The organism is Aquirufa antheringensis (genome assembly GCF_004307425.1).
GTDB classification, from domain to species: Bacteria; Bacteroidota; Bacteroidia; order Cytophagales; family Spirosomataceae; genus Aquirufa; species Aquirufa antheringensis.
The window spans coordinates 126371-139837 of the sequence record NZ_SEWZ01000003.1 but is presented as its reverse complement, the minus strand read 5'-3'; the positions used below and the strand labels follow the sequence as shown (position 1 = coordinate 139837).

The window sequence follows — 13467 nt, the reverse complement described above, 5'->3', positions numbered from 1 at the left end:
CTATTCCTTTAGCGATTCATGGACACTAAGAACTCTTCGTTGTTCCTCGTTCCTTTCATTTGCTGTTGCAAGAATTCCATCGCCTCTACCGAGTTCATGTCGGACATGTGCTTACGCAAGATCCAAACACGTTGTAGCACCGCTGGATCCATCAATAGATCCTCGCGACGCGTACCTGAAGCCGTCACATCAATCGATGGATAGATTCGACGGTTCGCAAGCTTGCGATCTAATTGTAATTCCATGTTACCCGTTCCTTTGAATTCCTCAAAGATAACTTCGTCCATTTTCGAACCTGTTTCGATCAAGGCAGTTGCGATGATGGTTAAAGATCCGCCATTTTCGACGTTACGCGCAGCACCGAAGAAACGCTTAGGTTTGTGAAGCGCATTGGCATCCACACCACCGGATAAAATCTTACCAGAAGATGGAACCACTGTATTGTAGGCACGTGCAAGACGTGTAATTGAATCTAATAGGATAACGACATCGTGGCCGCATTCCACCATTCTTTTGGCCTTCTCTAAAACCAGGTTAGCCACTTTCACGTGACGCTCCGCTTGCTCATCGAAAGTAGATGAAATTACTTCTGCACGCACGGAACGCTGCATATCCGTTACCTCCTCTGGACGCTCATCGATCAATAAGATGATCAAATACACCTCTGGGTGGTTGCGGGAAATCGCATTGGCGATGTCTTTCAACAATACCGTTTTACCCGTTTTAGGCTGGGCAACGATCATACCCCTTTGGCCCTTACCGATAGGCGCGAATAAGTCCAAAATACGCGTCGAATAATTATCCGGCGTAGAAGACAAGTTCAACTTTTCCTCTGGGAATAAAGGCGTCAAATATTCAAAATTGATCCGGTCGCGAATCTCATCCGTCGTCTTTCCATTCACTGATTCCACTTTCAACAAAGCGAAATATTTCTCACCCTCTTTAGGCGGACGAATCTTTCCTAAAATCGTGTCTCCCGTCTTCAAACCAAACATTTTGATTTGTGATGGCGACACATAAATATCATCTGGAGAAGCCAAGTAATTGTAATCAGACGAACGCATAAATCCGTATCCGCCTTCTTGCATAATTTCTAAAACACCCTCGTTCTCGATCAATCCATCTAATTCCTTGATGACCTGGTTGTAATTCGAACGTGGTTTGTGGTGATGCACCGGTGCTGGCGCCTCTTCTTTCGGTAATTTATCTACATCGACTGGTGCATCCGTGGGAGACACCTCGTCTTTTGTGTTTTCTGTGCTGGTGATAAAGGAAGTATCGACTAAGAATTCTTCAGGGGCTGCTACTTCTTTGTATTCGATAGGTGCCTCCGCTTCAGGTGATGCTTCAGGTGATGCTTCAGTCTGGTTTCCCATCGGTAACAAAGGGGCCTCTTCGTTGCTCTTCTTAATTCGTTGACGCTTAGGTCGTTCGTTTGATGATGAATCTTCTTCTTGTGCTTTTTTTACTCTTTTGATAGGCTTATCTTCCATAAAGGGGGAATGATTAATTGAGATTGACAACAGACATGTCTGTCAGAATGTGTGTCAAATGAGAAAGTTCGGGGATGTTGACTCGTTGAATTGTCAGAATCGACTTACAATACTACGGTATTAGCGGGGAATTGTCAAGGTTTTAGGCCAAAATTTGGGCTTTAAAATCAATTAAATGATAAAATACACGTCCACAGCGATTATTTCGTAGTTTTGCAGCACAAGAATCTATGGAAAACATTCAGCAGCAGCTTATTGACCTTTTGGAATCCCGTCGTAAAGAGGGCTTGTTCAGGCAATTATCCGTACTGGATGGCCGCACGGATTTCTGCTCAAACGATTACCTGGGTTTAGCAGGTGATCCCGTTCTCGCAGCGTCTATCGCGCGCGATTTTGAGGCCTTACCTGCAGAGGCTCGCAAAAATGGCGCTACTGGCTCACGTCTTATTTCAGGACATTCATCCTTAATCGAACAATTCGAAAAAGAATGCGCCGCCTTTCATGGATCGGAAACCGCTTTACTATTTAGTTCAGGCTACGATGCAAACATCGGTTTGATCTCCTCTCTACCACAAGAAGGGGAAGTTATTTTCTGTGATAAACTATTGCATGCGAGTTTGATTGATGGATTACGTCTTTCCAAAGCCGAACGTCGCATCTTCAAACACAATAACCTGGATGACTTAGTTCATCTTTTAGACCAATACCCTGCCGAAACACGCAAGTGGATCGTCGTGGAATCGGTTTATTCGATGGATGGCGACGTAGCTCCGCTCCCGGAATTAGTGGCATTGAAAAACAAATACCAGGCCGAACTCATCGTGGATGAGGCGCATTCTGGAGGAGTTTATGGTCCAGAAGGACAAGGTTTAGTGTCTGAGTTAGGTCTTTGCGAGGACGTATTTGCGCGCGTAATCACCTTTGGAAAAGCTTGGGGAAATGCGGGAGCGGTGGTCCTGGGGTCTTTGGCCCTCAAAGAATACCTCGTGAACTTCGCTAGACCGTTCATTTATTCCACAGCACCCACGCCCGCACACGTTTCCGCGCTTTTAAGCACTTTGCACTATTTACCTTCCCAAAACGAAGCCAGACAAAAACTGCAAGAAAACATCGCTTTCTTCCGCGCAAACTGCCATTCGGATGCCTGGGGGGATAGCCAAACCGCCATCCAGACCTTCTTCGTCACCGGAAACGAAGCCGTGCGAGCCAAAGCAGCCTCCGCCAACGAATTCGCCATCAAACCTATTGTTTTCCCCACGGTAGCAAAAGGCAAAGAGCGCATCAGAATTACGCTCAGCGCAAACCATACATCAGAACAACTACTTTCCCTCATCCAAGCACTCGAATGAAACAATTTATCGTCGCCGGAATCGGTACCGAAATCGGAAAAACCGTTGTTTCCGCCATTTTAACAGCTGGATTAAAAGCTGATTATTGGAAACCGGTTCAAGCCGGGGATTTAGATACGGGAGACGCCTATTGGATCCGCAATTGGGTTCCATCGGCCACGGTTCACCCGTCCACCTATGCGTTAACCCAACCCATGTCCCCGCATTCAGCGGCAGAGATCGATGGGATAACAATCTCACTGGATAGCTTTAAAATCCCCACTGATCAGACCTTAATCGTCGAATTAGCCGGTGGAATTATGGTGCCATTGAATGATCAACAGACGAATCTAGACTTGATCAAACACCTGAATTTGCCGGTCATTTTAGTGAGCAAAAACTATTTAGGCAGCCTGAATCATACCTTGTTAAGTTACGAGCTATTAAAACAGCACGGAATTCCAATGGCCGGAATCGTGTTCAATGGACCCGAAAATCCGTCAGGCGAGAAATTTATTTTGAATCATACCGGTTTGCCACTTATTTTGCGCGTGAATACAGAATCAGAAATCAATGAAGCGGTTATCGCTTCGTATGCAAATAAAATCCATGTCTAAGGAGAATTTAGCTTTACGGGATGCGGCGGTCATTTGGCACCCGTTTACGCAACACCAAATCGAACCTATTTCGATTCCGATTGCGAGTGGAAAAGGTGCGTATTTAGTTGATACAGACGGTAAAAAATACATCGACGCAATTTCGTCTTGGTGGGTGAATACACACGGCCATGGGCATCCGTATTTAGCTCAAAAAGTGTACGAACAAGCCCTACAGCTCGAACAAGTCATCTTTGCCGGATTTACCCATGAACCGGCGGTTCGACTTTCGGAACGTTTATTAAGCCATTTACCCGCTAATTTTGAGCGCGTTTTCTTCTCAGACAATGGCTCCACCGCTGTGGAGGTAGCCATCAAAATGGCCTTGCAATTCTTCCACAACCAAGGAAACACCAAGCGTAGAAAAATTCTCGCTTTTGCAGATGCCTACCATGGTGACACCTTTGGGGCGATGAGTTTAGGGGCGCCGAGTTCCTTTAATGACCCGTTTCAGGATATGCTTTTCGAGGTAGAATTCCTGCCTAGTCCTTTAAATGCTCAAGACTGCCTTACAGCGATGTCTGCCATAAACGCAGACGAATATGCCGCTTTCATCTTTGAACCCCTCATTCAGGGTGCGGGAGGAATGAAAATGTACGAGGCGTCGACCTTGGATGCGTTGATACGAATGGCACATGAGAAAGGAATGTTCTGCATTGCGGATGAAATCATGACCGGATTTGGTCGTACGGGGAAATGGTTTGCCATGGATTATTTGGCAGAAAAACCAGACATCGTTTGCTTTTCCAAAGGCCTAACCGGCGGCATGATGGCCATGGGGTTAACCCTTTGCAGTGAAACAATTTTTCAATCATTTCTATCGAATGATCGCCGTAAAATGATGTTCCATTCTCACTCCTTTACGGCAAATCCATTAGCCTGCGCGGCAGCCAATGCGAGTATGGATTTAATGGAAAAAGAAGAAACCTGGGCGTCTATTGCGCGCGTGGAATCTCGTCATCGGGCGTTTGCGGAAACGCTGAAGAATCATACCATCCTAAAAAATGTGCGAATTCACGGCAGTATCCTGGCGATGGAAGTAGAAACGGGTGAGAAAGATGGCTATTTACACTCCATCCGAGATGATATCTATCGCTACTTCTTGGAGCAAGGCATTTTAATGCGTCCATTAGGAAACACCATCTATATCCTCGCCCCCTATTGTATTGAAGACGAGGATTTAGCGTATATCTACGATAAAATTAAGGCTTTTGCGCAGGGGCTAATTTAGTGGCTTGCCAAGAAACCATTTGCCAACACTTATCCGCATACAAGAACACATCGGTAAAACGAACGCGCAAAGGAGTTTGGCCTCCGTCAGCTGCGGGCTGCTGAATCACAATGATACCGGTATTAATTCCCGTATTGCCATACACCCGTTGTTGCATTTCTTCCGGAGTGATAGACAAATAAATCGATTTCCCAGATAAAACGGACGCAATGTAACTATCCTTCGAATCTTGTACACCACTCGAGTGGAAGTAGACAAGTTCCTTGTGAATAACCGATTCTAGACCCGCACGGTCTTTCGCTACTAGGTACTTAAATCGACTTAATTCTGCTTCTTTAAGGGATTCCTCATTTTGCGCAAAGCCGATCATCGGTGCCAACAAACAAAATAAAATCAATACTTTCTTCATTTTCTTTTTGTTTTAAAACGCTTTCGCGCGGGTTATTTACTCAAAATTAAATCCGCTGCCTTCTCCGCAATCATGACCACCGCGGAATTCGTATTCCCCGAAATCACATCCGGCATAATCGACGCATCCACCACTCGCAACCCTTGCAAACCGCGAACGCGCAATGTAGTAGGATCGCAAACCGCCTCCGCATCCGTTCCCATCTTACAGGTTCCCACCGGATGATATACGCATTCCGTGGCTTGCTCGATGTGTTTTTCGATTAGTTCTTCGCTCCAAGGTCCTGATGGATAATTCAATTCCGATCCTTTTCTTAATCCGTCAAACGCTGTAGACAACACGATATCTCGTGCGATGCGCACTCCACGCTTCAAGGTTTCGAGGTCCTCTTTCTCGGATAAATAACGCGGATCAATGACCGGTGCGTCATGGTAATCCGCAGAACGCAGGCTAACTGTTCCACGACTTTTGGGCTTTAGTAAGGTAGGCAGAATGGTAAATCCATCGCTTAGCGGCAATTTACTATAATCGTACATATCGGCCGCCCATGCAGAAGAGAAATGAAACTGTAAATCAGGCACATCCGATTGATTCACCGAATCGTAGAAAGCCGCGGCCTCTAAAGGACTCGAGGCTAATGGTCCCTGTTTATTAAACGTATAATCCAGGTAGTTTTTCACCCCCAAAGCCACGTTATACGACTGACCCTTTGTACTGGCCTGCGCGTTCATATTCACAAACAAGTGATCAGACAAATTCTTCCCCACACCAGGTAGTTCTAGGCGGGAGTCGATTCCGTGTGCTTTCAATTCTGCCGCATCGCCGATGCCGGATAGTTGCAAGATTTGTGGGCTTTGGAAAGCACCAGCTGATAAAATCACTTCAGAAGCTTCGAATTCGATAGGCTTCTTAGAACCCAATTTATAGCCTTTCAACCCAGTCACCTTTTCTCCCTGAATCACTAAGGAAGCGACCTGAAAAGAGGTCTGGATGTGTAGGTTTTTACGAGAAAGTGCTGGTTGAATAAAAGCTTTCGCACCGGATGCCCTTTCGCCGTCTTGAATATTGAACTGAAATAATCCGGCTCCTACCTGCTTCGCCCCATTGAAATCGGGATTCGCTGGAATCCCTACCATGGCACAGCCTTCAATGAAAGCATCCCCAAAAATCGTCAAATGCCGATTCTTCGCCACTCGGTGCAGGCCACCCCTTCCGTGGTATTCGTTTTGAAAATCTTCGTTATCCTCTGACTTTTTGAAATAGGGCAGCACATCTTGGTAAGACCAACCGTCACAACCCCAAGCCGCCCAAGCGTCATAATCGGCTCTATTTCCGCGGATATATGCCATGCAATTAATCGCAGAACTTCCGCCTACCGTTTTTCCCCGAGGCTGGTAGATCCGACGCCCCCCCAAATGCGGCTGCGGTTCCGTGAAAAAATTCCAATTTAAATAGGTATGATTCAATAAGGAGTAGGCCGATGGCATGGATATGCGGGGATCCCTAAAATCTCCTCCCGCTTCGATCAAAAGCACCTGGTTCAGGGGATTTTCGGATAAGCGGTGAGCTAAAACGCAGCCTGCCGTACCGGCCCCCACAATGATGTAATCAAATTTCATAGAATAAGTCTACCATTTTCTCTTTGAATATCCCTATTTTTGACCAATAAACAATTCTCTGTGAGCAATTTTTCTGTCTACTTTTCTTTAGGCCTCGGGCACATCCTGAATTGGGCCGCATTAGACCACCTTTTGTTTATTCTATCGCTGACTTGCGTTTATGTAGTCACAGACTACAAAAAATTACTTTGGCTTGTGACCGCCTTTACGCTGGGACATTCATTTACTTTAGCTTTAGCCACTCTACAGCTGATCCAGGTGAATATCGCCTGGGTTGAATTCTTGATTCCTTGTACGATTTTAGTAGCTGCTATCAGCAATCTGATTCACACGGAGCAACGCTATAAATACGGCGTGGTTGCTTTTTTTGGGCTGATCCACGGCTTAGGTTTTTCGAACTATTTGCAAAGTTTGCTAGGTGCCGAAAGTTCCCTATTTACGCCTTTATTATCCTTTAATATCGGCCTAGAAATAGGTCAATTAGTCGTAGTTGCCCTGATACTTGCTTCCTCCATCCTTTCGCTTCACGTATTAAAATGGAAGCAAACGGCCTACATCCAAGTCATTTCAGGCATCACCATCGGCTTAGTCCTTCCCATGATCCTGGAACGTTGGCCATAATCGCTGGCCATAAAAAAAGCCCCGATTTTCATCGAGGCCTTTTCCTGGAATTTCAGAGGACTAAAAGTCTTCATCTAAAGAGAATGACATAGACTCCTTATCAGACATGACACCTGATTTTTGGTATTCTGCCACACGCTTCTCGAAGAAGTTTGTTTTTCCTTGTAAAGAGATCATCTCCATAAAGTCGAATGGATTTGTCGCATTGTAGTGCTTCTTGCATCCCAAAGAAACCAATAAACGGTCTGCCACGAAATCGATGTATTGACACATCATCTCCGCGTTCATACCGATCAATGAAACCGGTAATGCCACGGTTACGAATTCTTTTTCGATCTCTACCGCATCTAAAATGATTTCGTAGATACGCTCTTGAGGTAATTTATTTTTAATGTGATCTGCATATAATAAACACGCGAAATCACAGTGTAAACCTTCGTCACGCGAGATCAATTCGTTCGAGAACGAAAGACCAGGCATTAAACCACGTTTCTTTAACCAGAAAATAGAGCAGAATGAACCAGAGAAGAAAATACCTTCTACCGCTGCGAACGAAATTAAACGTTCTACAAAATTGTCTGATTCGATCCATTTCAAAGCCCAATCCGCCTTTTTCTTGACGCAATCGATTGTCTCAATCGCACGTAAAAGGTGATCTTTTTCTTTCGGATCATTGATATAGGAATCAATTAAAAGGGAATACGTTTCTGAGTGAATGTTTTCCATCATGATTTGGAAACCATAGAAACATTTCGCCTCTGCGTATTGCACTTCTTTCAAGAAGTTATTCGCTAAATTTTCATTTACGATACCATCCGATGCAGCGAAGAATGCCAAAACGTGTGAAACGAAGTGACGCTCGCCATCGTTCATCTTTTTCCAGTCCGCTAAATCTTGAGATAAATCGATCTCTTCAGCTGTCCAGAAAGACGCTTCCGCCTTCTTATAAAATTGCCAAATATCATCGTGCTTAATCGGAAAAAGCACAAAACGGTTGGGATCCTCAACCAATAAGGGTTCTACTGCTATCGTTGACATATAAATTAAATTGAACTCGAAATTAAGAAATTCTACCTGATATACAAGACCAATAACAGGCCTAAATTGTTTTAAATTTTAAAAGAAAAATCCGCCTACTTGAACAACCAGCGCTGAGCCATATGGAGAGCGCCCAGCCGTATAATTCAAGTCATACATAATCGAAAAATTAAGACCCATTTTAGATCCTATTCCCACTCCTACTAGTACTGGATTAGCATACGAAATTCCAGTGTTATTAGAAAGATTGTTGTAGTTCTCCACTTGTCCTGTTAGGTACGCTTGGCCAATGACCTGACTCAAAGCGGGAACTTGCTGGCGAATAAAGATTTTTTGACCTAAAAGATTACTCGAATAAGTGCCTAATGAGCCATAATTCGCAGAATAATACTGATAAATTAAACCCACACCCACCATCGCATTATTCGTCAGTGAATAACCCACCATGGGCGAAACCCCGATGCTCGTCGGGTTTCCAAAACTCAGGCCACTGATTCCTCCACCAAAATGTAAGCGTTGGCGAAAAGGTAATTCTCGGACGTCCTTTTCCACATCTAAATCACCCTCAGCACCCTCCTCTTTAATGACCACCGGTTCTTGGGCGAAGACCTCTGAAACTCCCACAAAAGTCAGGAGTGAAAAGAATAAAAACAGTTTTTTCATTTGGCTTAAATTGATTACCAAAATTAAAGGATATTTTTGTAAAATGAACTCCCCACAGGCAAAGCATAACATAGATAATTGTGATCCGAAAACGCACATCATCATCAAAGGTGCGCGCGTGCACAATTTAAAAGGAGTGGATGTGGCGATTCCACGCAATCAGCTCGTAGTTATTACGGGATTGTCGGGATCCGGAAAGTCTTCCTTGGCCTTTGATACCTTGTTTGCGGAGGGCCAAAGAATGTACGTCGAAAGTCTGAACAGCTACGCGCGGCAGTTTTTGGGACGTATGGAAAAGCCCGCGGTGGATTATATCAAGGGTGTCTCGCCAGCGATCGCCATTGAACAAAAGGTCAACACAAAGAACCCACGTTCCACGGTAGGTACCACCACAGAAATCTACGATTATTTAAAATTGCTTTTTGCCCGCATCGGCCGCACCATTTCCCCGGTTTCCGGAAAGGAAGTGCGCAAAGATTCGGTCTCTCATATCGTGGATTTTATTGCCCAAAACGACGGCAAGAAAATCCTCATCCTAGCCCCACTCGTTCATCACGAGGACAGAAGCCTAGAAAACGAGTGTCAATTACTCATCCAGAAAGGGTATTCTCGCCTAAAATTCCAAGACGAAATCATTGCCTTGGAGGAGTTAGTGGAGGACCCAGCTCATGTACAAAAGCTCGCGAAGAAACCGGCGGAGATCGCGATTTTGATTGACCGGTTAGTCTCTAAAAAAGACGATGAAGAGACGCAATTTCGCGTAGGTGATTCCGTCCAAACCGCCTATTTCGAGGGAGAAGGCGTTTGCTGGATTGAAATCGAAGGCAGAAAGCGCGACATCTTCTCGAATAAATTCGAATTAGATGGAATGGTTTTTGAGGAGCCAAGTTTGAACTTGTTCTCCTTCAATAATCCCTACGGCGCATGCCGCAATTGCGAGGGTTATGGCAAAGTCCTGGGTTTAGACCCGGACTTAGTTTTTCCAGACCACGATTTATCTGTTTATGAGGGAGCCATTGCACCGTGGCGAAGCGAGCGAATGAGTGAATGGCTTAGTCCATTACTTCGAAATGGGGTTCAATTTGATTTTCCGATACACCGTCCATACAAGGATCTTAGTGTGGCAGAGAAAAAAGTACTGTGGACCGGGAATAAGTATTTTGCAGGCCTGACACATTTCTTTGATCACCTAGAAAAGGAAACCTATAAGATTCAATACCGGGTGATGCTATCGCGTTACCGCGGCAAGACGAATTGCCCAGAATGCCAGGGTTCACGCTTGCGAATGGATGCAGGTTACGTGAAGATTGCAGGAACGTCCTTAGTCGATTTGGTGCTTTGGCCCCTATCGAAAACGAAAGCTTTCTTTGAAAAACTGGAGCTGAACGAGCACGATCAGCAGGTTTCCAGGCGAATTCTAATCGAGATTAACAACCGCTTGGAATATATGGACCGGGTGGGTTTAGGCTATTTAACGCTGAATCGATTGAGCTCCACCTTATCTGGAGGCGAATTTCAACGTATTAAATTAGCGACATCGCTGGGCAGTGCTTTGGTAGGTTCGATGTATATTTTAGATGAACCTAGCATCGGTTTGCATCCTAGGGATACTGAACGATTGATTTCGGTGTTAGAGATGTTGAAAAACATGGGAAACACGGTCATCGTCGTGGAACATGAGGAGGAAGTAATGCGCGCGGCAGATCAGATTATCGACATCGGTCCAGAAGCAGGTCGCCATGGCGGGAATTTGATCTTTCAGGGGAATTTAACAGAGGCTTTGGCGAACAAAACTACCGACAGCCATACCTTGCGCTTCCTAAGCGGCGAAGATCGCATCGAAGTGCCCTACTTTAGACGTAAACCATTAGCTCAAATCGAAATCACCGGAGCTTCTGAAAATAATTTAAAAAACGTGGACGTTGCGATTCCTTTAGGCATCATGACAGTTGTAACGGGTGTAAGTGGCTCTGGAAAATCCACCTTAATTCGTAAAATTTTGTACCCTGCGATGCTTCGTTTATTGCAACAAGGCACCGAAGAAACGGGGCGATTCCGTGAAATTAAAGGCAGCACAAACAAGGTGGCGAGCATCGAAATGGTTGATCAACAGCCGATCGGAAAATCATCTCGCTCGAATCCAGTTACTTACATTAAGGCCTACGACGCCATTAGAGCCTTGTATTCTGAACTTCCAGTGGCGAAAGCCCGTGGCTACAAACCCGCCCATTTCTCCTTCAACGTAGAAGGTGGACGCTGCGAGGTATGTCAAGGCGAGGGAGAAATCACCATCGAAATGCAATTCATGGCAGATATTAAGCTGCCTTGCGAATCTTGCGGTGGATCCCGATTCAAGCAGGAAATTTTGGACGTCAAATTCCAGGATAAAAATATCTCAGAAATCCTCGATTTAACCGTCGAAGAAGCCGTGGAATTCTTCCGCGAGAAACAACCGCGTATCGCCGATAAAATCGATCCCCTTTTCCAAGTAGGCTTGGGCTATATCAAATTAGGTCAATCCTCGAACTCGCTTTCCGGTGGAGAAGCACAGCGCGTGAAACTCGCCAGCTTCCTAGGCAAAGGAAATCCAAACAAAGGCAAGACCCTGTTTATCTTTGACGAACCTACCACGGGTCTTCACTTCCACGACATTAAAAAGCTCTTAAAAGCCATGAACGATTTAGTAGAACAGGGGGATTCGGTGGTGATCATTGAGCACAATATGGAGGTGATTAAATGCGCTGACCACATTATTGATTTAGGACCCGAAGGGGGCGAAAATGGGGGCTATATTACATTCCAAGGTACTCCTGAGGAGATGAAAGGCCTGAAAAACAACCCAACCGCTCATTATTTAAGCCAAAAACTGTAAATTCGTACATGTCCACGTTTTCTAACCTCACTCAGCTCGCAGAAAGAATCCAGTCCATAACGGCCGGATTACACCTAGCGATCCCTGAATTGATCGTGGCGGGAACGATCTTATTTAGCCTGTTGATTGAATTATTTTTACATGGCAAAACAGAGAAATTTAGTACGTCTTGGCGCTATTTTACCTGTCAAATCCCCCTTTTGTTAGCCTTATCACTCAGCTTTCAACGATCTGAATTAGGTTCAACCGGCTCCTTTGCCTCCGGCTTATTTGAGGTGAATTTAGGATCGAATGCCATCAATACATTGATTTTAGGAATTGGATTTTTACTCATTTTGATGAATCAAATCCATAAAAAATCCCTCACCTTCGAAGAATTAACCGGCTTCCTTTCCATTTTGTTGGGCGCTTTATTAAGTAGTTTGAGCTCGAATGCCTTGAGTTTATTCTTGTCGATCGAATTGATGTCGATGGGTACTTATGTACTAGTGAGCCTTCGAAAAGAGTCCTCGCGGGCCAGTTTACCCTATGTTTTATTCGGACTTGGGTCCTCTGCCCTATTTATTTACGGCATTTCTTTGCTGTATGGTCTGACAGGGACCTTAGATTTCACGAGCGTAGATTTCTCTCGAGGCATTTCAGTGGCAGACCCTTATTTGCGCGGTTTTGCTTTAGGACTTTTTGCGGTGGGCTTATTGTTCAAGATGTCTTGGGCGCCTTTTCATCCCTGGAATCCAGACGTAATGGAGCAATTGCCGGCCGCCTGGATGACTTGGATTTCGACTGCACCTAAACTAGCAATAGCCTTTGTGGGCGTTCGTTTGCTACCCGGTTTACCCATTTCCTATGCGAATGAATTAGCTGTTTTAGCGATACTGACTTTGTTGGTGGGAAATTTAGGAGCATTGGGCCAAAACAATACCAAACGTCTCCTCGCCTACTCCAGCATCGCGCATGGCGGCTTTCTAGCGATGGCTTGGTTCTTCCAACCGATTCAGGCATTGGATGCAATTCTATTTTATGGCTTCTTATATAGTATCGCCAGTTTATTGGTTTTCTATCTAATTGACGATTCGGCAGCGGATAAGATCACGTCTTTTGCTGGGCTAGGTTCTGAGAAACCTTTACCTTCCTTTTTCTTGCTCACAGGACTTGTGGCCTTAGTGGGATTACCACCAGCTGGAACCTTTATTGCGAAGATGACCTACTTCAGTTTGTTGTGGTCAAACTATGAAACGACGACCGCTATCGGCCTGCTCATTTTACTCATTGTAGCTATTTTAGTGACCGCCATTTCACTCTTTTATTATTTGAAAATTCCCTTCCAATTGTATTTCAAAAAATCGACAGAAAAAACCCGTCTTTGGGCGGATTTGACTTCGCTCGAAATCTACTCTTACGGATTTTTAACCGCGATTTTGATGGCATCTCTATTATTCCCAGCGGTCTTGACAAACCTTTGGAAATAGTCGATAAAAAAATAAAAAAATCAGCTTATTGGTCATTTATTTTGGCTAATTTTGAGCTTGATTTACAA

General features: G+C 44.8%; 10 protein-coding genes and 1 pseudogene. 6 read left to right on the top strand and 5 right to left on the bottom strand.

Going from position 1 to position 13467, the window contains the following annotated elements; translation table 11 throughout:
• Nucleotides 1–8 precede the first annotated feature (8 nt).
• Nucleotides 9–1157: pseudogene (gene rho / locus EWU21_RS06455) on the bottom strand (transcription termination factor Rho); the annotation flags it as partial.
• Between the two features lie 566 nt (nt 1158–1723).
• On the opposite strand from rho, the gene EWU21_RS06450 reads away from it, so the two are divergent.
• The 3 genes from EWU21_RS06450 to bioA are packed head-to-tail and all read left to right on the top strand — an operon-like array spanning nt 1724 to nt 4708.
• Nucleotides 1724–2842 carry an aminotransferase class I/II-fold pyridoxal phosphate-dependent enzyme gene (locus tag EWU21_RS06450; RefSeq protein ID WP_130896000.1) on the top strand — a complete coding sequence of 373 codons (1119 nt, stop codon included), beginning with the start codon at nt 1724–1726 and terminating at the stop codon, nt 2840–2842.
• Nucleotides 2839–3438 (top strand): dethiobiotin synthase, encoded by a 600-nt coding sequence (gene bioD / locus EWU21_RS06445; RefSeq protein ID WP_130895999.1) that lies wholly within the window; start codon nt 2839–2841, stop codon nt 3436–3438. Before EWU21_RS06450 ends, bioD begins: the two co-directional genes overlap by 4 nt.
• Nucleotides 3431–4708, top strand: a complete 1278-nt coding sequence (bioA, locus tag EWU21_RS06440; RefSeq protein WP_130895998.1) for an adenosylmethionine--8-amino-7-oxononanoate transaminase — start codon at nt 3431–3433, stop codon at nt 4706–4708. Before bioD ends, bioA begins: the two co-directional genes overlap by 8 nt.
• Here bioA and EWU21_RS06435 read toward each other — a convergent pair.
• On the bottom strand, nt 4680–5117 hold the full coding sequence (locus EWU21_RS06435; protein ID WP_130895997.1) for a nuclear transport factor 2 family protein: 438 nt from the start codon (nt 5115–5117) through the stop codon (nt 4680–4682). The genes bioA and EWU21_RS06435 overlap by 29 nt on opposite strands.
• A gap of 32 nt (nt 5118–5149) precedes the next feature.
• Nucleotides 5150–6736 (bottom strand): GMC family oxidoreductase, encoded by a 1587-nt coding sequence (locus tag EWU21_RS06430; protein WP_130895996.1) that lies wholly within the window; start codon nt 6734–6736, stop codon nt 5150–5152.
• A 60-nt stretch (nt 6737–6796) separates the two neighbouring features.
• Here EWU21_RS06430 and EWU21_RS06425 point away from each other — a divergent pair, with 60 nt between their 5' ends.
• A complete protein-coding gene (locus tag EWU21_RS06425; protein ID WP_130895995.1) occupies nt 6797–7357 on the top strand; it encodes a HupE/UreJ family protein in 561 nt (186 codons plus the stop codon).
• A 60-nt stretch (nt 7358–7417) separates the two neighbouring features.
• Here EWU21_RS06425 and EWU21_RS06420 read toward each other — a convergent pair whose 3' ends face one another.
• Complete coding sequence (locus EWU21_RS06420) at nt 7418–8395, bottom strand: ribonucleoside-diphosphate reductase small subunit (RefSeq protein ID WP_130895994.1); 978 nt, start codon at nt 8393–8395, stop codon at nt 7418–7420.
• A 78-nt stretch (nt 8396–8473) separates the two neighbouring features.
• On the bottom strand, nt 8474–9058 hold the full coding sequence (locus tag EWU21_RS06415) for a hypothetical protein (RefSeq protein ID WP_130895993.1): 585 nt from the start codon (nt 9056–9058) through the stop codon (nt 8474–8476).
• Between the two features lie 43 nt (nt 9059–9101).
• On the opposite strand from EWU21_RS06415, the gene uvrA reads away from it, so the two are divergent.
• The gene (gene uvrA, locus EWU21_RS06410; RefSeq protein ID WP_130895992.1) at nt 9102–11930 is read left to right on the top strand and encodes an excinuclease ABC subunit UvrA; all 2829 of its coding nucleotides are present in this window, start codon (nt 9102–9104) and stop codon (nt 11928–11930) included.
• Nucleotides 11931–11938: 8 nt separating this feature from the next.
• Nucleotides 11939–13399, top strand: coding sequence for an NADH-quinone oxidoreductase subunit N (locus EWU21_RS06405; protein WP_130895991.1), 1461 nt, complete (start codon nt 11939–11941; stop codon nt 13397–13399).
• Nucleotides 13400–13467: the final 68 nt, after the last annotated feature.